This is a genomic window from Sulfurimonas sp. HSL-3221 (assembly GCF_021044585.1).
Taxonomy (GTDB): Bacteria; Campylobacterota; Campylobacteria; order Campylobacterales; family Sulfurimonadaceae; genus Thiomicrolovo; species Thiomicrolovo sulfuroxydans.
In genome coordinates this window covers 100,273-118,557 of sequence record NZ_CP087998.1, presented here as the reverse complement: position 1 = coordinate 118,557, position 18,285 = coordinate 100,273, and the positions used below count along the sequence as shown (strand labels likewise).

Here is an 18,285-nt window from a genome sequence, read left to right as displayed (position 1 = left end):
TCTTGCCTGCGCCGCGCGACCAGGCAAGACGCATCTATTTCAGCAGGTCGCTGTAGTCGTAGTGATAGGGGCGCAGGTGCAGCTTGCCGCCGCGCGTGAGGATACGGGTATCCTCGTCGGCCCGGGATTCGAAACGCTCTTTGACACGTTTGCGGTGCTTTTTGCCGTACCCCTTTAACTTCATGAAGTCCTTGAGGGAGACGAGATCGTCAAAGTCGTCGTCCGCGAACGGGTCGGTGCTGTCTGCCGCCACCTCTTCGTTGGCGTCATCTTCGTCGGTGCCCTCGTCGATTATGCCGTCTTCGAACTCCTCCTCGGACAGCGGTTCGGGGGCGGCTTCGACGATCTCCGCCGAGACCGCCTCTTCGACGACGGCCGCGGCCGCCTGTTCGGGCAGCAGTTTTGACGCAAAGACCTGCAGCACATTTTTGAGCTGCTCGTCGCGCTCCTTGTAAATCTGCTCGACCTTTTCGCGCTCGGCGATCAGCATCGCTTCGCGCTGGTCGCGGAGGCGGTTCACTTCCGCCTCGAGCTGCTCGTTCTTCGTCTTGAGACGCTCGTTCTCTTTCTCGATGTAATCGTGGAAACGGCTGTCCGCCGCCGGTGCCGGCTTGGCGTCGGAGAGCAGAACGTACTTCACGCCGTTCTCGATAATGCTGTTGAGGGTACCGCGGCGGATCCGGTTGTGGATCGCCTCTTTGGAGACCTTAAAATGTTCCGCCGCCTCCGCGACCGTCATCTTGGACATCACTCGCTCCTTTCAGCGCATGTTTTCAAAGACGAGCGGAGCATCCCACTCCATCCCGCGGATCGCACGGATCGCTTTTTGCAGGTCATCAAGCTGCTTGCCTTTGACCCGGATATGATCCCCTTCGATCTGCGCCGTCACCTTGAGCTTGAGGTTCTTGATCTCTGCGGCGATCTTTTTCGCCTCTTTGGCCTCGATGTAGTCGACCACCTTGAAGACCGTTTTGCGGTTGCCGCCGCTGCTGTCCTCGACTCCCTGTTTGTCCAGGACATTCGACGTCAGCCCCCGTTTGAGCAGTTTTCCGATGACGATGTCCTCCAGCGCCTCGAGTTTGTTGTCGCTGGCGCTTACTAACGTCAATGTTTTGGCTTTTTCGCTGTAATCGATATCGGCGGTGAGCCCCTTGAAGTCGTAGCGGGTCGCCACCTCGCGCTCGGCCTGGACGATGGCGTCTTTGAACGCCTGCATGTCGATCTTGGCCGAAATATCGAAACTGTGCTCTTTTGCTGCCATATAACACCTCTGTTTGTCATTCAAACCGATTATAACAAAATGAGCTTAAGGGGTTTGGCCGCGGGGGCTGCCGCCGGGGAAGAAAGATTAAAAACTTGGCGCTCCGAAGTCCAGACCGCCGAAACCGCCCATCATGTTCGGGTCCATGAACCCCTCCATGCCGCTTTTGGAGCGCAGCATGTTGATGTCCTGCTTGGGTGCGATCCCCTGGGGACAGACGGGAACACACTCGTTGCAGAGCGTACAGTCCCAGATGCCGTTTTGCTGGACCGCCTCGAGCTTGCCGCGCACATCCGCCGTCCGGGCGTCGCTGACATAGCGCCAGCTGCGTGTCAGGGCAAAAGGCCCCTCGAAATCCGGCTTAACGGCGTAAACCGGGCAGGCGCTGTAGCAGGAGCCGCAGAGGATACAATCGCTTTGCAGCTCATTCGCCTTCTCATCGGCGTGCCCCATGCGGATCGCACCGCTGACCGGATCGATCCAGGCCTGCGCCCCGGCATTGAACGCCAGAGGACGGTCCATATTGACAACGAGGTCCCGGAGCACCTCGGCGTTGCGCAGCGGTTCGATGAGATCGCCGTCGGCAGGCTTGTGGCTGCAGGCAAGGGCTTCGGTGCCGTTGACTCGCACGGCGCAGCTGCCGCAGACGCTTGAGCGGCAGCCCGAAGCAAAGGTCAGGGTCGGGTCGACGTGCGTCTTGATGTGGGTGAGAAGCTCCAGCAGCGTTCCTTCGACATCGACGTCATAGGTGACGGTTTCGTCACCTCTTTTGACAGCAATTTTCATCAGTCGCACCACTCCACTTCGTTGTCATCCTCGTCATCCCAGTAGGGGTCTTCGCATACGGCGTCCTCCCACTCCTCCGGTTCCTCCTCGAGGAAATCCTCATCAATATCATCCGAACAGATCATTGGAAATCGAAACATAGTCCCTCCTCTTTGATGCAGCTGAGCGAGTGCACGGCCAGGGCCGCATCCGCTTCCGGGAAATCACCGCGGTAGTGCGCCCCCCGGCTCTCTTCCCGGCGCAGCGCTCCCTCCGCCACCGCTTCGGCCACGGTGAGAAGGTTGACGAACTCCAGGAAATCCGTCCGGTTGGTGTTGTAAGCCCCGCTGCGATCCGCAACGCCCATCTTCGGCAGCTCCGCCTGCATCGTCTTGACCGCTTCCAGGGCCCCCTGCAAACCTTCGGCGTCGCGCACCAGGCCGACCTGCTCGTAAAAGAGCGTCGCCAGGGTGTCGCGGCGGGCATAAAAATCGACCTCGGGGGCTTCATTGAAGCACGCCTCCAGTTCCGGAGCTTCCGCCGCGGCCGCCGGCGCAACCCCGTTGCCGCTCTGCGCCGCTACTGCCGCATTCGTCCCCGCCTGGCGGCCGAAAACGATCAGCTCCAGCAGAGAGTTTCCTCCGAGGCGGTTCGCGCCGTGGACACGGTGGTTGGCGCATTCGCCCGCGGCGAAGAGTCCCGCAACAGCGGTCTGCGAATCCGCACCAACCTCGATGCCCCCCATCGTGTAGTGGGCCACCGGCTTGATCGGAATGGGTTCAGTGACCGGGTCGACCCCTTCGTAGCGCTGCGCGAGCTTGCGCTCCTGGGGAAGTTCACCATCAATGAAGGCTTCGCCGAGGTGGCGGATGTCGAGGGTGACCTTTTCGCCTGCCATGATCTGGTCGTGGATGGCCCGCGCCACTTTGTCGCGTGGAAGGCACTCGTCGATAAAGCGTTCCCCTTTGCCGTTGAGCAGGTAGCCGCCCGCGCCGCGTGCACTCTCAGAGATAAGGATGGAGGAGCCCGCCAGCCCCGTCGGGTGGAACTGCACGAACTCCATGTCGCTGAGCCGCGCACCGGCCCGCAGCGCCGCCGCGTGGCCGTCGCCGCTGCTGCCGGCGGCATTGGTCGAGTGGCGGCCGTAGAGCTTGCTGTAGCCGCCGGTCGCGAGGATCACCGTCCCGGCCATGTACACTTCAACCTCGCCGCTGCGGACATCGAGGACCTTCACCCCGCAGGCCCGATCCCCTTCGACGATGATGTCGAGCAGGAAACGTTCGTTGTAAAAGGGGATGCCCGCGCGGTTGCACTGGTCGTAAAGGGTGTGCAGGATCTTCAGCCCGCTGTAGTCCTGGGCGTAACAGGCCCGCGGGGCGGAGGCGCCGCCCAGGCGCCGCTGGGCGATCTGCGCATCGTCATTGCGGCTGAAAGGCACCCCGATCGCATCCAGCCACCGCAGCGCCTCGATCCCCTCGCTGCAGAGCGCCGCCACGGCCGCCTCGTCGGCCAGCCCCTGGGCGGATTTGAGGGTATCGGCGATGTGTGCCTCGACGCTGTCTTCGCCCGCATGGCCCAGCGCCGCGTTGATGCCCCCCTGCGCCATACAGGTCTGCGACCGGGTGGGGTAACTCTTGCCGAGCACCGCCACCGATGCCCCCGCCTCTTTGGCGGAGAGTGCTGCCGCCATGCCCGCACCGCCGCCGCCGACTACTAATACATCAACCATTCCGCTCCTTTGAAGGCCGCAATTTACCGCGCATCATAACCTAGGAAGCGTTGCGTCCGATTTAAAGAAAACCGCTTTCCTATTCGTCAAAGATTTCCGCAACGCCGCGGCGGGAGGAGCCGATCTTTTCGATCCGGCCGAACCCGATAAGGAAGTAGGTCTCCTTGGTGACCACCTCATCAATACCGCCCTGCGCGTTATAACCGATCAAAACGCCGTATTCGTCCTCGTCTTCAAGCTCGAAGGAATCGAGCTGCACGATCCGCCGGATCGTCGGCGTATGGAAGGTCTCCTGCAGTTCAGGCAGGGTAGACGCTTCCGGTCTGCTGATATACATTTTGCGTTCCTTCTTGGCCAGGCCGACAGGTTTGATCTCCACCCGCGTCCGATCTTTGAGCAGGGAGGGAATGTTCAGCACGACGGAGAGGGCATCATAGGGACTGTAGAAATCAAGCACCTCCGTCTTGCGCTTGATTTTCTGGGTCTGCTTCTCCACCAGGCGCATGCTCATCGCGTCAAAGGTCGTCTCCGTCACCGTCTCGTTCTTGTCCTGAAAGCGGGTGACCGTCTCGGCTTCATGGTCGAAAACGTACACGTTGGATTCGGTCGTTTTGTCGTTCGTCTGGTAGAGCTCGAAGGTATCGGAAACGTACATACCGTCCACAATACGCCCCCGGCTGACAAAACGGTCCCGCTCATGCCCGGAGATTTCCGCGGCCAGCCCCGTGGCGTAATCCTCGACGATCATACGGTACTCATCCCCGCGCTCGGCGATGGTGATCTTCGCCTCCCCGACCTTCCCGAAGAGCGAGAGCATCACCTTGTAGCGGGTCGTCTCCGCCTCCGAACCCATCAACGCCGATAAAAAAACAAACAGCAACAGCAGACTTTTCATACGCACATTATAGTACAATCACGGCATGAATTCCGCCATCGTTTCGGTGCTGGGGATCTATCTCTTTATCGGCGTGGGCTACCTGGCCAAGCGCAGTTTCAAAGAGCAGATCGACGAGCGCACCATTACCCTGCTCTCGGTCTACTTTCTGCAGATTTTCCTGACCCTGTGGGGGCTGCTCAAACGCCCCATCGACACGACGCTGCTGCAGACGCCGCTGCTTTACATCGGCATCACCCTCTCCCTCGTCGCCGTGACAATGTTCGCCTCGCGGCTGCTCTTTGCCGACGTGAAGGAGCGTTCCATCGCCACGGTCGCGGCGCTGATCGGCAATACGGGCAACCTCGGCATCCCGCTGGGCATTGCGCTCTTCGGCGAGGAGAGTGTCCCCTATACGACCATCATCAACCTCGCCAACGTCTTTTTCGTCTACACCTTCGGCGTCTATTACTACTCGCGCGGCAACTTCAGCGTCCGCGATTCGCTGCTGAACATCGTCAAGCTCCCCGTGCTCTGGGCCGCCCTCGTCGCCATCGCCCTTAACCTCGGCGGCTACCGCCCCTCCGGGACGGTCGAGGAGACGCTGACGATGGGCGCCTACGCGTCAATGGTGATGCAGCTCGTGCTCTTCGGCATCTACCTCTATGACACAAAGATCACCGAACTCAACCGCGTGCTGATCGGCTGGGTCAACGGCCTGAAGTTCCTCGCCGTCCCCGCCGTCACCTACGCCATTTTGTCCCTGACCGACCTGCCGGAAATGGTCAAAGGCATCCTCTTCATGGAGATGCTGATGCCCCTCGCCGTCGCCAACGTCAACCTGGCGTCGCTCTACGACTGCCGCCCCAAGGCACTGACGGCCCTCGTCTTCATCACCTCCGTCCTCTTCCTGGGGATCATCTTCGCCGCCATGCGCTACGTGCCGTGGCTGACCATCTGAGTATCAAAGGAGAAGCTATGCTTGAACTGACCGATGCCACCTACTCGCAATTCGTCGCCGAAATGGACCAACCGCTGTTTATCGACTTCTACTCCCCGACCTGCGGCCCCTGCCAGCAGGTGCTCTCACAGCTTCCCGCCCTGGAGAAGCACTTTGAGGGCAAAGCGGTGATCGCCAAGGTCGACGTCACCCGCAACCCGAAGCTCGCCGCCAAATACGAGATCCGCAGCGTCCCGTTCTGCGTCAGCATCGGGGCAAAAGACAAGATGGTAAAGGATTATGAACTGGGTGCCGCCGCGCCGGCGCGCTATATCCGCATGATCGAAAAGGCGCAGGGGAAAGGGCTCCTGGCCCGGCTGTTCGGAAAGTAGCCTACTTCAGACGGTAGATATTTTCGTCGGGTACGATGCAGTAGACCTCGTGGATGCGGGTGTCGTACCGCTCTTTGACGACGACTTCCATGCCCAGGGACTCCGCATGGGCTTTGAGCTCGGAGAGAATGTCATCGTTGCCCGTCGTGATCTCGACGAGCAGATCCCCCTTATAGCCCGAGTAGGTGCGGATGTCGCGGATGGGAAACTCAAGGGCAAAGCGGATCATCTGCTTGCGTACGTCGGAGAGCTCCTCATGGGACGCCTCCAGCGTCGACGCCGACTTGCCGTACTGCCGCTGCATGAAATGCGGCATTTCCTCTTCATTTTTGTTTTGGTCGTCCGCCATCGTCGCCTCCTTGCTTTTTCACATAGTATCATATTTGCCGGCCGTTTCACTATAATGGTAACCATGAAGACACCGCTATGGACCATCCCCAACACCCTCAGTCTCTTCCGCCTGGCCTGTGCCCCGTTTCTCGTTCTCTCGGGGCTCGCGGAGAGTGCCGTCCCCTTCTTTACGATCCTCTCGCTTATGCTCGTTTCCGACGCCCTCGACGGCTTCCTGGCCCGCCTGCTCCACCAGACAAGCGTGCTGGGGGCGAAGCTAGACAGCTACGGCGATTACGCCACCTACATGGCCGTCACCCTGGGGGCCTGGCTGCAGTGGCCTGAACGCATCGAACGCGAGGCCCCCGTCATTCTCCTGGCCGTCGCCGTCTTTATCCTGCCCGCCGTGGCAAGCATCCTGAAATTCAAACGGTTTGCCAGCTACCACACGTGGATCACGAAGCTCTCCGCGATCCTGATGAGCCTCGGAATCTTCGCCCTGCTCGTCTTTGACCTCTCCTGGCCCTTCTACATCGCCGTGGCCGTGCTTGTGCTCGAAGCGGTGGAAAATATCGCCATCACGCTGACCCTCGACGTGCCGGAGACGGACATCCGCTCCTGGTGGCACCTGCGCACGCGGCGCTAGAACGCCTGCGCGATCAGCCAGTAGCGCGCGACCCGCAGGCTTCCGGCGATGAGAATGAACCAGACAATATTCAGCCGCACCAGCCCCGCGACGAGGGTCAGCGGGTCCCCGATGATCGGCAGCCAGCTCAGCAGCAGGGCCGCATAGCCGTAGCGGTGCCCCACCGCGAGCGCTTTGCGCCCCGTTTTGCTCGCTTCCAGTTTCGTATGGCTCTTTTCGTAGAGCCAGAAGCCGAGCAGATAGTTGACGAGGATTGCAAGGATGTTCCCCGCGGAGGCCGCCGTCAGCGCCGTCGCATGCTCCATCCCGGCCGACAGGGCGGCAACGAGGGCGGCTTCGGAACTAAAAGGGAATAACGTAGCGGCGAGAAAAGCGGAAATAAACAGTGTCAATATCATTTGGTACGCCCAAAGAGCAGAGCCCTTCCGGCTACGCTAACGCTGTGTTTGCGTTGTCCTCGGACTGCGCCCTGCGGAATTCCGCTTACACTACATCGGCGGCAGGCGCCCCGAAGGAAGTGCCCCCGGGGTACCCGCATGCCTTCGGCACTTTTCTCGGGCCTATCCACCGACACTTCACTGTTCGACGAAGGTGCGGATGTTGTCAATGACCTTGGCGATCAGCGCATCGCGCGCCTCGACGGAGGTCCAGGCGATGTGCGGGGTGATGTAGAGGCGCTCTTTGTGCTCGATTTCCATCAGCGGGTGGCCCGCGTTCATCGGCTCTGTTTCAAGGACGTCGAGGCCGACATAAATCGGTTTGGCGTCGATGATGGCCGCGAGAGCGCGCTCGTCGACGATCCCGCCGCGCCCGAGATTGAGCAGTGTCGCCCCGTCTTTCATGATGAGCAACTCGGAGTGGCCGATCAACCCCTGCGTGGCAGCGTTGAGCGGTGCGTGGACCGAGACGACGTCGCTCTCCTCGAGCAGGCGGCTCAGGGTCACTTTTTCATAGTCGGCGTTGGCGTTTTTGCCCGAGGTGGAGTAGTAGCGCACCTCTGCCCCGAAGGCCTTGGCAACGGCGGCGACACCCCGGCCGATCTCGCCCAGCCCGATGATCCCCCAGGTCTTGCCCTTGATCTCGTGGAAGGGACGGCCGACATGGGTGAAAACCTCGCTGCGCGCCCAGTCGCCGTTTTTCACGTAACTGTCGTAGTAGCGGCTGTGGCCCAGAAGGTAAAAGAGCATGGAGAAGGTGTGCTGGATAACGGAATCGGTCGAGTAGCCGGCAACGTTTTTGACGGCGATGCCGCGCGCCTCGGCGGCGGGGATATCGATATTGTTCGTTCCCGTCGCCGCCACGCAGATCAGCTTCAGCGTCGGGGTCGCGGCCATCATCTCGTCGGAGATAACGACCTTGTTTGTGACGATAACGTCGGCGTTAGCAATGCGCTCCGCTGTCTCTTCCGGCGCCGTCGTCTCGAAGGCTTCGACTTCGCCGAATGCGTCAAAACCGCCGAGGTCCGTCTCGCCGAAGGTGAGGGTATCGAGCAGGACGATTTTCATCAGTGGTCGCTTACTTTCTCGATGATGGTCCGCGCCTTGGCCAGCGCGGCCTCCGGCTCGTCATAGACCAGCGCGACGGCAAGGCGGCGGCCCGGGTGGGACTCGGGCTTGCCGAAGACGCGTACGTAGCTGTTATCATCGAAGAGCGTATCGTCGACATCGACGACCGGGGCGAAGGATTCCGCCGTCGCTTTATACGCCGCCGACGCGCCGCCGCCGTAGAAGGTGAAGCCCAGGGGCAGGCCGAGGACGGCGCGCAGGTGCAGGGCGAATTCGCTCTGGCTCTGGGTGATGAGCGTGACCATGCCCGTGTCGTGCGGGCGCGGGCTCACTTCGCTGAAGTAGACCTCGTCACCCTGGATAAAGAGCTCCACGCCGAAGATGCCGCGGCCGCCGAGGCCGTCGGTGATCGCCTTGGCGATCGCCTGTGCCCGCTCCTTGGCCACCTCGCTCATCTGCATCGGCTGCCAGCTGAAGACGTAGTCGCCGTCGCGCTGGATGTGGCCGATGGGCTCACAGAAGACCGTCTCGAACCCGTTGCGCGCCGTGAGCATCGTGATCTCGTAATCAAAGGCGATAAAGGCTTCAACGATCAGCTCGCTCGCATCGCCGCGCGCCTCTTTGGCCATCTCCCAGGAGCGGTCCAGGTCCGCTTCGCTCTTCATGACGCTCTGGCCGTGGCCCGAGGAGCTCATGACCGGCTTGACGACGCAGGGGTAGCCGAGGCGGCCCGCTGCCGCCTCCAGCTCCTCGCGGGTTTTGACGAACTCGTAGGGACCGGTTTTGAGTCCCAGCTCCTCCGCGGCGAATTTGCGGATGTTCTTGCGGTTCATCGTTTTGCTGACCGCTTCGGCGTTCGGGATGACGTGGAACCCTTCCGCTTCGGCCTTGAACAGTGCGTCGATGCTGATCGCTTCGATCTCGGGGAGGATGAAGTCGGGCATCTCGGAGCGGATCAGCTCCAGCACCGCCTCGGTGTCCTGCATGTTCACGACGTGGGAACGGTGCGCGACCAGGTGGGCGGGAGCGCCCTCGTAACGGTCGACGGCGATCACCTCAATCCCCAGGCGCTGTGCCTCGATGGCGACCTCTTTGCCGAGTTCCCCCGAACCCAGCAGCATGATACGAACGGAATTGCTTTTTAACGGCGCGGTAAACAGCATCATAAGATCCTTAAAATCAGATGCCTAATTGTAACGAAGGGAGCTAAAAAAGAGCGGTGCCCTACTCGTGGTAATGGGCGCAGGTGGTATAGTCGAAATTCTTGATGAGATTGGCGAGATCTGCGATACTGACGGGCTCTTTCAGACGGCGGCGGTTGTGATGGTCCACGCAGTAGGCACACCCTTTGTGTTCGCTGTAGTCGTCGCTGGCGCTGAGGATAATGACCCGCTGCTTCGGGTCGAGACTGTCCATCAGTTTCAGTGCTTCCGTACCGGCTTCGAGGGCGAAATCGACAATGACGACCTTGTATCGGCCGACGGCGTACTTGGCTTTGAAATCCTCGAAGGTAGAGACGTAATCGACATGATGGTGGTACTGGTCGCGCAGGATCTCTTCTCTGGCGTACGTAGCAAGGCCCTGTTTGTCAATAAGGAGGAGGTTCATAATGAGAGTGTATCCAAAAAGCCCGGAGGCTTTCGGGATTAGAGGCGTGACTCGTAACGGCGCATCATATACAGACGTTTGAGCATTTTCTTGCGTGCAGCAATTTTCTCTTTTTTCAGCTTTTCGGTCGCTGTTTCGTGGAAACGGCGGGCGCGCGCTTCCGTAACGACGAGGTTACGGTCAGTCTGCTTTTTGAAGCGACGGTACGCAGCATCGAAGTTGTCATCTTGACGAAGAACGATACCTGGCATTCACATCACCTACTTTCTTTAAAATTTGGACGCGAAGTATAACACAATCCGCATCCGAATGCAAAGGTGCCCTTATTCCCAGACGAAAACGCGCATCGGCGTGTCGTCGCGGTTGGCCCACTCTTTCATCGACGCATCGTAGAGTTTCGCCTGCGCGAACCCGAGCACGCGGTACACGACGAAGTAGTTCATCGACGCCTCCAGCCCGCCGGTGCAGTAGACGATGAGCGGCGCGCTCTTCTTCAGCCCCAGCCCCTTTTCCAGCATGGCCGAGAGCTCCGCCTTCGGCTTGAGGCGGTTTTTCGGCGTCACGTTATAGCGCCAGAAATAGCTGTGCGCCCCGCTGATGTGCCCGGCGCGTTTGAGCATCCCCTGCTTCTCGGCCCCGAAATAGAAAACCGCCGGGCGCGAGTCGATCATCGCCGTTTTGTCCAGGGAGGCTTGTACCTCATCCAGCGTTGCGATCATCCCCCCATCGGTCGCGACGGAAAAGTCACCGGAACCGTCCGCCGTCGCCGTCGCGGAAAGCTTCCCGCCCGCAGCGGTGTAGGCGGGAAGGCCGCCGTCAAGCAGGGCGCTGTTTTTGAACCCGGCATACTCCATCGCCCAGAGCACGTAGGTCGCGCGCAGTAGGTCCTTGTTATCGAGGTGGTGGGAGTAGACGACGACTTTGGAATCGCTGCCGATCCCCAGACGGCGCATTTGCGCCTGCAGCGCCGCGGCGCTGCGCACTTCGGCGTGCTTGCCGACCCCCTGGCGCCACAGCTCGATGCTGGCACTACGCGCGCCGGGGACGTGCCCCTCCTCGTAAGCTTCCGGGGCGGAAACATCTACGATCACAAGGTTCTTATCCTCCGCATGCTTGACGAGCCATTCGCCCGTTACGACCGGTTCCATCGCCAGCAGCGAAGCCGCCAGCGCCATCAGAATCATCAGGTTACGCATCAATTTTTGCCTTTTCAGTACAGATGTTCACGCTTGAAATACTCCTGCGGCACCCCGCAAAGCGGACAGGCCTTGGGCGGCTTCTTGCCGCGGTGGATGTGGCCGCACACCTCGCAGACCCAGATCTCCTCGTCCGCGCTCGCAAAAAAGCCGTCGTCGATCATCGCTTGTTTCAGCGCGGCGTATTCGCGTTCGTGCTCGACCTCGACCTTGGCGATGGCGTTGAAGAGCCGGGCAAGGGCCTTGTGCCCCTCCTCCTCGGCGATCGCGGCGAAGTTGGGGTACATCTCCGTGTGTTCGTAGTGTTCCCCTTCCATCCCCGTCTCGAGGTTCTTCATCGTCGCTTCGACCTCCTGCCCCTCCATCATCTTGTGATAGGCCTTGTACTCGGCCCGGGCATGCCACATCTCGTTGAGTGCCGCTTCGCGGAAGTGGCGCTCGATCGCATGCCACCCCTCTTCGCGGGCGATGTCGGCAAAGAGGTCGTACTTGTTGCGCGCCATCGATTCGCCGGCATAGGCCTTCATCAGGTTGACGGCTGTCAGGTTCTCGGTGACACACTCCATCTCCTGGCCGCAGCAGGTCAGGGTGCCCCCGCCGACATGCTGTACTTCCACTTCGTTCCCGCAAACGCTGCATTTGTAGGTCTCATACTGTTTCATCTTCTGCTCCTTCTCTCCCGGCGGTCTTCCCGCCGCGCTATGGCACTCCGGGCGAAACGGCCCGGCACCGGCCTCAAGACAATCAAATCAGTCACCATTATAGAACGTTGGCTCTTTTCCGATGCTTACAGTTAAGGAGAAAAATTATCCTTTAGTTTCACCTCATCTCGAAGCCCCCAACGGGCTACATTGCGCTAAAATGCCCTTATGATTTCCCAGGACTCCATCGACGGGCTCAAATCCCGGATCGACATCGTCGACGTCATCGGTAACTATGTCGAACTGAAGAAAGCCGGCGTCAACTACAAGGGGCTCTGTCCCTTCCACGACGAAAAGAGTCCGAGCTTCTCCGTGAGCCCCTCCAAACAGTTCTACCACTGTTTCGGCTGCCAGGCGAGTGGGGACGCCATCAAGTTCGTTATGGAGTACGAAAAGCTCACCTACCCCGAGGCGATCGAGAAGCTCGCCGGCCAGTACAACTACAGTCTCGCCTACACCCAGGGAGAGCCGCGCCAGCAGCGCTCCCAGCTGATGGAGAAGCTCAACGACTGGTACCGCAGCCTGCTGGACAAGACGCCCACGGCGATACAGTACCTGCGTGATCGCGGCATCTATGAGTCGAGCATCGAGCACTTCGGCATCGGCTATGCCCCCACGTCGCACTTGACCCTGGGCTTCATCAAGCAGAACCAGTTCTCCATGGCCGAAGCAGTCGAGCTGGGGGTCGCGGGCGAAAGTGAGGGGCGCGAATACGCTCGCTTCATCGAGCGCATCACCTTTCCCATCCATGCCCCCAACGGCGCCATCGTCGGCTTCGGCGGCCGTACCATCACCGGCCACCAGGCCAAGTACGTCAACTCCCCGCAGACGAAACTCTTCAACAAGTCCCGTCTACTCTACGCCTACAACCACGCCAGGGAGAGCATCCACAAACGCAAGGAGATGATCGTCACCGAGGGGTACCTCGACGTCATCATGCTGCACCAGGCCGGCTTCACCCAGGCCGTGGCAACCCTGGGGACGGCGCTGACCAGCGAGCACCTCCCGCTCCTGCGCAAAGGCGAACCGCGCGTCATCATGGCCTACGACGGAGACGCGGCGGGGCGCAATGCGGCCCTCAAGGCCTCGAAACTGCTCAGCGCCGCGGGCTTTGACGGCGGCGTCGTTCTTTTCGAAGGGGGACGCGACCCGGCGGACATGGTCAAAGAGGGGCGCGTCGAGGAGCTCGGCACGATGTTCCGGCAGCCCCGCCCCTTTATCGATTTCGTGCTGGAGACGACGCTGGGGCAGTACGACCTGGCCAACCCCCGCGCGAAGGAGCAGGCCCTCGCGGAGACGACCGCCTACCTCAAAACCCTCTCCCCGCTGATGCAGGAGGAGTACAAGCGCCACCTCGCCGCGCGCATGGGCATCTCGCCCGGGCTGGTGCGGGTCGGAAGCCAGCCGGTACGAACAGCAGCGCCCACGGCCCCCGTCACGGCACCCTCAGCCCACCGCGACCTCTGGGAGCTCTCCCTTATCAAAACGGTGCTGGAACGCCCCGGCGTCGTCGACGCGCTGCTGGATTTCATCTCGCCGCAGATGCTGCGTTTTCACGCCCGGGAATTCGCCACGGCCCTGCAGGGCGACAGCAGCACCCCGGAACTTATTCACATCGTCATGGACGAAGCCGTCCCCGTTTTCCCCGACGACGAAACCCTCAAGAGCGAACTGCTGATCTTTCTGCGCAAATATTATGAACATCGCCGCCAGGCGGTGATGCGCGATCCTTCCATCCCCAGCGATAAGAAATACTTCTTAAATCGTCAGATTCTCGGTAAAATTGCGAAACTCAAAAAAGGTGAACTGGTGGGAATAGACGCCTAGGCGCGCTCCTGCTCCTGTGCCTTACCAAGGAATTACCAATGTCAAAACGTAAAGCCATCGCGCTTTTCTCCGGCGGGCTCGACTCCACGCTTGCCATGAAGCTCATCATCGACCAGGGGATTGACGTCATCGCCTGCAACATCAACACCGGTTTCGGCGCCACCAAGGACCGCCGCGCGCATATGCAGAACATGTGCGACCAGGTCGGCGCGGAACTGCGCATCATCGATATCCAGAGCGAGTACCTCCAGACGGTCCTTTTCGACCCCAAACACGGCTACGGCAAGCACTTCAACCCCTGCATCGACTGCCATGCGAAAATGTTCGAAGTCGCCAAGCGTATCATGGAAGCGGAAGGCGCAAGCTTCCTCATCAGCGGCGAGGTCCTCGGCCAGCGCCCGATGAGCCAGAACAAAGACGCCCTCATCAAGGTCCTTAACGAAGCCAACGTCGACGGCCTTCTCTTGCGCCCGATGAGCGCCAAGCGCCTGGCGCCGACCATCGCCGAAGAGGAGGGGTGGGTCGACCGCGACAAGCTTGAAGGGATCCTCGGCCGCAGCCGCGAACGCCAGATGGAGCTCGCCGAACAGTTCGGCCTTGAAGATTACGAGAGCCCGGGCGGCGGCTGTCTGCTGACCGATGCCAACTTCGCCATCAAGATCCGCGACTACATCAAGTTTGATGAGCAGTTCGACGTGCCGGACATCCCCGTCCTCAAATGGGGCCGCCACTTCCGCCTGCCCGAGGGCGCCAAGATGGTCATCGGCCGCGACCAGGAGGAGAACGCGAAACTGCAGGAGATCGACAACGCGAAATTCATGCACATCCAGACCGTCGGCATCCCAGGGCCGCACGTGCTGCTGAGCAAAGATGCCAGCGAGAGCGACCGCGCTTTCGCCGCCCGCAGCATCCTCACCTATTGCAAAACCTCGCCGGAAGAGGAATACACTCTCGACGTGAACGGCGAAACCGTTACGACGACCCCTCTGGCCGCCCGCGCCGAGGCAGCAAAATACTCGATCCTCTGATCAGGGGGTCGTTTCAAACTTCCTTAAGTCAGCGGCAAGTATAATTTTGCCTCTTAAAAATCTCCCGGGCCCTTAGCTCAGCTGGGAGAGCGCTTCGCTGGCAGCGAAGAGGTCACCGGTTCGATCCCGGTAGGGTCCACCATCCATTAATCCGAAACAATCCTTAATAGTCTTACAAAAGCCAGGAAATAGGGCTTTCATCCATCAAATCAATCTCAGATAGTCCATTGCAATTTGCACAAATCCATGCCCCTAATGTACTTATTAATGTACCCTGCCACATATACTACATTTCAGAAGCTCAAAAAGTACATTAGGAGTGCGACATGGCCAACCGTTCCATACGAAATTCCCTTACCTACATAGCCATCAAATCTGCAAAACCTGCCGAGAAAGCCTATACTATACCAGATGGAAACGGTCTACAATGCCTCAATATATAGGTGAAACCCTATACTAAACTGTATTTGAGGTTGCCACTCGTTAGAAATAATGTAGCAAGTAGCATACTATTATTTATCTTCAATACTTGGTTTAATATATTGCATAACCGTATTGGACTTTTCTGTTATTTGATTCATTGGTCCATTTAAATTCCGTGAGATATTAGAGTCCAGTTTTCTTTGTTTAATAGTAAACGCTATTCTCTTTAATCTACTCTGAATTTCTAGCAGGTTTTCTCTTTGCACATGCGATCCGAGCCAAAAATAATATGCCTTGTCTTCCAATGAATCACATGCATCCAGACAATCAGCTTGAAGGGCCGCTAATGTTACACCATCCAAAGTTCTCATTTTCAATGGTCCTTGAAGATTTTGAACAATGTCTTTTAGTAGCAGGTTAAGGCTTACGAGATTAGATATTTTTTCATTATTTTGTTTTTCATCATGCCATTTTTGATTCGCAGCAATTGACTTCATTACAGAGAATGATGCAATAAACGAGGCAAGCAAAATACCTGCAGGTGCCAATGCTGTTGCTTTGTTTGCATTGTCCGTAAAGAAAAGGGAAAGAATATAGCAAAACCCCACTGCCCCTATGGCGATCAGGGCCCAAAGCATTATATTGATTAATTTGATGCTCATTAAATCTCCGTATGTTTGGATACTCGATTATAGCGTTATTTATAAAGGCCACTGGGCCTGTAAATTTACTAATTTAACAGACGGCACGTGCCCGCTCCAACTTCCTATATACTTTTAGTAAATTTTTAGAAAGGTTACAAAATGTCGAACAAACAAAGAGCCAGAGAAGCAATAAGAGAGTTTTGTAAAATAGACACCTCACGTCAGCGCGTAGAACTCTATAACTTTTTGGATGCGAAATTCCAAATTACTATAGAAAGGCCCGCTTATAGTTATGGAGTCGGTCGTATTGATCATGCTCATTTTGAATGTACGAATGGAGCAGAGGTCGAGCAGGTTGTTGAGAGAGTGCTAAGAGAATTTGAAAGGCCACAACCATTTAGCCTAACTCCTGGAAAAACTCCCTTCTGGAAATAAAACTGCTAATAGTTGTCTAAAAATATCTAATCACTTTAGCAGTAAGTGTATGGCAGAATTTTTACTTGACTAGAAAATGGAAATTCTCTAGACACCCCTGAAAAGAACTAATAATTTTACTTGACTGGAAAACGGATGAAGCATTGGGAGAATAAAGCAATTGCATTGTTGGACGCAAGTCTCTACCCTATACCACAAGAACTAAATGAATTAGATTGGAAAGAATCTCTTTCACCTAATAATAAAAAACTTTCGCAACATTTATGTGCTTTCGCAAATTATGCAGGGGGTGGATTTTTAGTTTTTGGGGTAAATGATATAAGTGGTGAACTGGTCGGAATATCTAAAAAGAAAGCAGAAGAAATCTTACAGAGGCTTAGTAGTCTGGCGAGAGATACTTTAGAGCCTGTTGTTTCGATCGATCATCTAACAGTTGAATATAAAACTTACCCCGTCTTAATAGTTCACATCCCCGAGTCAAAAACGAAACCAGTATATGTCAAATCATCAGATATGATGGATGGTACTTTTATTAGAACTGGCGGCTCTACTCGTCATGCGTCAAGACAAGAGATTGGTTCATTAATGCTTCATAGTAAAACACCAACTTTTGAAGAGTTGTATGCGACTCCAGTTGTTTCAAAATCTGAATTATTGGCATTACTCGAATACAGCTCGGTTTTTGAACTACTTGATAAACCTATTCCACAATCTTTTGATGATATTTTGCGTTGGCTTGTAGAAGAAAAAATGATTGAAATCGCAGGCGAAGATCAGTATTACATTACCAATCTTGGGGCGTTAGTTGCTGCGCATGATTTGAGAAAATTTGATGGGTTGAGAAGGAAAACTATTCGTGTTATCAAATATAACGGAACGAATAAAGTTTACACAGAAAAAGAAAAAGAGCTAACAAAGGGCTATGCTATTTCCTTCGAAGATCTCCTGTCTTATTTGCATGCGATGCTTCCCCAAAATGAAATTATTGAAAAGGCTTTGAGGAGAACGGTTGTAGTTTATCCTGAAATCGCATTACGAGAACTTGTTGCGAATGCCTTAATTCATCAGGATTTTACTGTTCGTGGAGCCGGACCAATGGTCGAGATCTATGATGATCGTATCGAGATTAGTAATCCAGGCAAGCTGTTGCCTTCAAAACATGTTGAGCGTCTTATTGGCACTACCCCACAATCCAGAAATGAACTTCTTGCATCTCATTTCCGACGTTATAACATTTGTGAAGAGCGAGGTACAGGTTTTCAGAAGACTATTACTGCAATTGAATTGTATGGTTTGCCGCCTCTAAAACTTGAAGAAGGCGAAAACTATTTTAGAGCTACTATGTACATGCCTAAAAAATTTGCAGACATGACTCCTGAAGAAAGGTTGATGGCGTGTTATCAACATGCAGTGATCCAATATTTATCGAATAACTCTCTTACAAATAGTAGTTTGAGAGAGCGCTTTAAAATGCATGAAAAACAACGATCTATGGTTTCACGCCTAATAAAAGAAGGCGTAGAGAAAAAGCTCATTAAGCCAAAAAACCCAGAGAGTGAATCTTCTAAGTTTGCTGAGTATATTCCTTTCTGGGGATAAGCTTTATATGACTAGAAAACGGAAAACAAGCTTTAAGTCCACAGTTTAGGGCCTTAATTACTTGACAATTACGAACTGCTTATACGAGAATAAAAAATATCTATCTCAATTTTTCAATGATTTTGCATTATTGAAAAAAATGCTTTGAAATTCATATTTTTAGAGAATGGTGTGGGGGGAGAAGACTTGTCCCCAATATCTTACGACACCTGGTTCCAAGTCTGAAGGACTTTTAATTACATGATCTTCTAACTAACTCTTTCATCCTACCGTGCTATCGAAATATCTATGAGTAACAAAAAAAAATTATGTACTTCATAATGTACTTTCAATAATTCAGTATATTTATTAAGAGGCTTAAATACGCTGTTGGAAGTAACTA

At 56.2% G+C, this 18,285-nt stretch carries 22 protein-coding genes and 1 tRNA gene; 8 read left to right on the top strand and 15 right to left on the bottom strand.

The window, feature by feature from the left end; all coding sequences use genetic code 11:
* Positions 1-34: 34 nt before the first annotated feature.
* The 6 genes from LOH54_RS00625 to LOH54_RS00600 form a co-directional block, all read right to left on the bottom strand.
* Positions 35-748, bottom strand: coding sequence for a hypothetical protein (locus tag LOH54_RS00625; RefSeq protein WP_231019661.1), 714 nt, complete (start codon positions 746-748; stop codon positions 35-37).
* A gap of 12 nt (positions 749-760) precedes the next feature.
* Entirely contained in the window at positions 761-1,261 is a 501-nt protein-coding gene (locus LOH54_RS00620) for a YajQ family cyclic di-GMP-binding protein (protein WP_231019660.1), read from the bottom strand.
* Positions 1,262-1,348: 87 nt separating this feature from the next.
* Positions 1,349-2,047, bottom strand: a complete 699-nt coding sequence (locus LOH54_RS00615; RefSeq protein WP_231019659.1) for a succinate dehydrogenase/fumarate reductase iron-sulfur subunit — start codon at positions 2,045-2,047, stop codon at positions 1,349-1,351.
* Positions 2,047-2,187, bottom strand: coding sequence for a hypothetical protein (locus tag LOH54_RS00610; protein WP_231019658.1), 141 nt, complete (start codon positions 2,185-2,187; stop codon positions 2,047-2,049). The genes LOH54_RS00615 and LOH54_RS00610 overlap by 1 nt, the downstream gene beginning before the upstream one ends.
* Positions 2,169-3,755 (bottom strand): FAD-dependent oxidoreductase, encoded by a 1,587-nt coding sequence (locus LOH54_RS00605; RefSeq protein ID WP_231019657.1) that lies wholly within the window; start codon positions 3,753-3,755, stop codon positions 2,169-2,171. The genes LOH54_RS00610 and LOH54_RS00605 overlap by 19 nt, the downstream gene beginning before the upstream one ends.
* Before the next feature lie 79 nt (positions 3,756-3,834).
* A complete protein-coding gene (locus LOH54_RS00600; protein ID WP_231019656.1) occupies positions 3,835-4,650 on the bottom strand; it encodes a DUF3108 domain-containing protein in 816 nt (271 codons plus the stop codon).
* Between the two features lie 25 nt (positions 4,651-4,675).
* Here LOH54_RS00600 and LOH54_RS00595 point away from each other — a divergent pair, with 25 nt between their 5' ends.
* On the top strand, positions 4,676-5,590 hold the full coding sequence (locus tag LOH54_RS00595) for an AEC family transporter (protein WP_231019655.1): 915 nt from the start codon (positions 4,676-4,678) through the stop codon (positions 5,588-5,590).
* Between the two features lie 17 nt (positions 5,591-5,607).
* Positions 5,608-5,961 carry a thioredoxin family protein gene (locus LOH54_RS00590; protein ID WP_231019654.1) on the top strand — a complete coding sequence of 118 codons (354 nt, stop codon included), beginning with the start codon at positions 5,608-5,610 and terminating at the stop codon, positions 5,959-5,961.
* Between the two features lies 1 nt (position 5,962).
* Here the strand turns inward: LOH54_RS00590 and LOH54_RS00585 are convergent, their stop codons facing one another.
* Positions 5,963-6,310: a hypothetical protein gene (locus LOH54_RS00585; RefSeq protein WP_231019653.1), complete on the bottom strand. Its 348-nt coding sequence runs from the start codon at positions 6,308-6,310 to the stop codon at positions 5,963-5,965.
* 63 nt (positions 6,311-6,373) lie between these two features.
* On the opposite strand from LOH54_RS00585, the gene LOH54_RS00580 reads away from it, so the two are divergent.
* Positions 6,374-6,937 carry a CDP-alcohol phosphatidyltransferase family protein gene (locus LOH54_RS00580; RefSeq protein ID WP_231019651.1) on the top strand — a complete coding sequence of 188 codons (564 nt, stop codon included), beginning with the start codon at positions 6,374-6,376 and terminating at the stop codon, positions 6,935-6,937.
* Here the strand turns inward: LOH54_RS00580 and LOH54_RS00575 are convergent.
* The 7 genes from LOH54_RS00575 to LOH54_RS00545 all read right to left on the bottom strand — a co-directional run bounded on the left by LOH54_RS00575 (position 6,934) and on the right by LOH54_RS00545 (position 11,908).
* Entirely contained in the window at positions 6,934-7,329 is a 396-nt protein-coding gene (locus LOH54_RS00575) for a YqaA family protein (RefSeq protein ID WP_231019649.1), read from the bottom strand. The genes LOH54_RS00580 and LOH54_RS00575 overlap by 4 nt on opposite strands.
* Positions 7,330-7,512: 183 nt before the next feature.
* Complete coding sequence (locus LOH54_RS00570; RefSeq protein ID WP_231019648.1) at positions 7,513-8,442, bottom strand: D-2-hydroxyacid dehydrogenase; 930 nt, start codon at positions 8,440-8,442, stop codon at positions 7,513-7,515.
* Positions 8,442-9,605, bottom strand: coding sequence for a formate-dependent phosphoribosylglycinamide formyltransferase (purT, locus tag LOH54_RS00565; protein WP_231019647.1), 1,164 nt, complete (start codon positions 9,603-9,605; stop codon positions 8,442-8,444). Before purT ends, LOH54_RS00570 begins: the two co-directional genes overlap by 1 nt.
* Positions 9,606-9,666: 61 nt before the next feature.
* Positions 9,667-10,050: a hypothetical protein gene (locus tag LOH54_RS00560; RefSeq protein ID WP_231019646.1), complete on the bottom strand. Its 384-nt coding sequence runs from the start codon at positions 10,048-10,050 to the stop codon at positions 9,667-9,669.
* A gap of 38 nt (positions 10,051-10,088) precedes the next feature.
* Positions 10,089-10,301 (bottom strand): 30S ribosomal protein S21, encoded by a 213-nt coding sequence (gene rpsU / locus LOH54_RS00555; RefSeq protein WP_231019645.1) that lies wholly within the window; start codon positions 10,299-10,301, stop codon positions 10,089-10,091.
* Between the two features lie 72 nt (positions 10,302-10,373).
* Positions 10,374-11,246 (bottom strand): sulfurtransferase, encoded by an 873-nt coding sequence (locus LOH54_RS00550; RefSeq protein WP_231019644.1) that lies wholly within the window; start codon positions 11,244-11,246, stop codon positions 10,374-10,376.
* A 14-nt stretch (positions 11,247-11,260) separates the two neighbouring features.
* Positions 11,261-11,908 (bottom strand): ferritin family protein, encoded by a 648-nt coding sequence (locus LOH54_RS00545; RefSeq protein WP_231019643.1) that lies wholly within the window; start codon positions 11,906-11,908, stop codon positions 11,261-11,263.
* Between the two features lie 207 nt (positions 11,909-12,115).
* Between LOH54_RS00545 and dnaG the strand changes: the two genes are divergently transcribed.
* From dnaG to LOH54_RS00530, 3 genes are all read left to right on the top strand, one after another.
* Complete coding sequence (gene dnaG, locus LOH54_RS00540; protein ID WP_231019641.1) at positions 12,116-13,774, top strand: DNA primase; 1,659 nt, start codon at positions 12,116-12,118, stop codon at positions 13,772-13,774.
* Between the two features lie 38 nt (positions 13,775-13,812).
* Complete coding sequence (locus tag LOH54_RS00535) at positions 13,813-14,802, top strand: argininosuccinate synthase domain-containing protein (RefSeq protein WP_231019640.1); 990 nt, start codon at positions 13,813-13,815, stop codon at positions 14,800-14,802.
* A gap of 66 nt (positions 14,803-14,868) precedes the next feature.
* A tRNA-Ala gene (locus LOH54_RS00530) sits at positions 14,869-14,944 on the top strand.
* A 370-nt stretch (positions 14,945-15,314) separates the two neighbouring features.
* Here LOH54_RS00530 and LOH54_RS00525 read toward each other — a convergent pair.
* Positions 15,315-15,887: a hypothetical protein gene (locus LOH54_RS00525; RefSeq protein WP_231019639.1), complete on the bottom strand. Its 573-nt coding sequence runs from the start codon at positions 15,885-15,887 to the stop codon at positions 15,315-15,317.
* A 141-nt stretch (positions 15,888-16,028) separates the two neighbouring features.
* Here LOH54_RS00525 and LOH54_RS00520 point away from each other — a divergent pair, with 141 nt between their 5' ends.
* Together LOH54_RS00520 and LOH54_RS00515 are read left to right on the top strand one after the other, a co-directional pair.
* Positions 16,029-16,304, top strand: coding sequence for a hypothetical protein (locus LOH54_RS00520; RefSeq protein ID WP_231019638.1), 276 nt, complete (start codon positions 16,029-16,031; stop codon positions 16,302-16,304).
* A gap of 135 nt (positions 16,305-16,439) precedes the next feature.
* Complete coding sequence (locus tag LOH54_RS00515) at positions 16,440-17,903, top strand: ATP-binding protein (protein ID WP_231019637.1); 1,464 nt, start codon at positions 16,440-16,442, stop codon at positions 17,901-17,903.
* The last annotated feature ends 382 nt before the right edge of the window (positions 17,904-18,285 follow it).

Bases quoted from the DNA above. Each gene is read 5' to 3' on its own strand.
- LOH54_RS00625 (WP_231019661.1), bottom strand. From the start codon at position 748: ATGTCCAAGATGACGGTCGCGGAGGCGGCGGAACATTTTAAGGTCTCC.
- LOH54_RS00620 (WP_231019660.1), bottom strand. From the start codon at position 1,261: ATGGCAGCAAAAGAGCACAGTTTCGATATTTCGGCCAAGATCGACATG.
- LOH54_RS00615 (WP_231019659.1), bottom strand. From the start codon at position 2,047: ATGAAAATTGCTGTCAAAAGAGGTGACGAAACCGTCACCTATGACGTC.
- LOH54_RS00610 (WP_231019658.1), bottom strand. From the start codon at position 2,187: ATGTTTCGATTTCCAATGATCTGTTCGGATGATATTGATGAGGATTTC.
- LOH54_RS00605 (WP_231019657.1), bottom strand. From the start codon at position 3,755: ATGGTTGATGTATTAGTAGTCGGCGGCGGCGGTGCGGGCATGGCGGCA.
- LOH54_RS00600 (WP_231019656.1), bottom strand. From the start codon at position 4,650: ATGAAAAGTCTGCTGTTGCTGTTTGTTTTTTTATCGGCGTTGATGGGT.
- LOH54_RS00595 (WP_231019655.1), top strand. From the start codon at position 4,676: ATGAATTCCGCCATCGTTTCGGTGCTGGGGATCTATCTCTTTATCGGC.
- LOH54_RS00590 (WP_231019654.1), top strand. From the start codon at position 5,608: ATGCTTGAACTGACCGATGCCACCTACTCGCAATTCGTCGCCGAAATG.
- LOH54_RS00585 (WP_231019653.1), bottom strand. From the start codon at position 6,310: ATGGCGGACGACCAAAACAAAAATGAAGAGGAAATGCCGCATTTCATG.
- LOH54_RS00580 (WP_231019651.1), top strand. From the start codon at position 6,374: ATGAAGACACCGCTATGGACCATCCCCAACACCCTCAGTCTCTTCCGC.
- LOH54_RS00570 (WP_231019648.1), bottom strand. From the start codon at position 8,442: ATGAAAATCGTCCTGCTCGATACCCTCACCTTCGGCGAGACGGACCTC.
- purT (WP_231019647.1), bottom strand. From the start codon at position 9,605: ATGCTGTTTACCGCGCCGTTAAAAAGCAATTCCGTTCGTATCATGCTG.
- LOH54_RS00560 (WP_231019646.1), bottom strand. From the start codon at position 10,050: ATGAACCTCCTCCTTATTGACAAACAGGGCCTTGCTACGTACGCCAGA.
- rpsU (WP_231019645.1), bottom strand. From the start codon at position 10,301: ATGCCAGGTATCGTTCTTCGTCAAGATGACAACTTCGATGCTGCGTAC.
- LOH54_RS00550 (WP_231019644.1), bottom strand. From the start codon at position 11,246: ATGCGTAACCTGATGATTCTGATGGCGCTGGCGGCTTCGCTGCTGGCG.
- LOH54_RS00545 (WP_231019643.1), bottom strand. From the start codon at position 11,908: ATGAAACAGTATGAGACCTACAAATGCAGCGTTTGCGGGAACGAAGTG.
- dnaG (WP_231019641.1), top strand. From the start codon at position 12,116: ATGATTTCCCAGGACTCCATCGACGGGCTCAAATCCCGGATCGACATC.
- LOH54_RS00535 (WP_231019640.1), top strand. From the start codon at position 13,813: ATGTCAAAACGTAAAGCCATCGCGCTTTTCTCCGGCGGGCTCGACTCC.
- LOH54_RS00525 (WP_231019639.1), bottom strand. From the start codon at position 15,887: ATGAGCATCAAATTAATCAATATAATGCTTTGGGCCCTGATCGCCATA.
- LOH54_RS00520 (WP_231019638.1), top strand. From the start codon at position 16,029: ATGTCGAACAAACAAAGAGCCAGAGAAGCAATAAGAGAGTTTTGTAAA.
- LOH54_RS00515 (WP_231019637.1), top strand. From the start codon at position 16,440: ATGAAGCATTGGGAGAATAAAGCAATTGCATTGTTGGACGCAAGTCTC.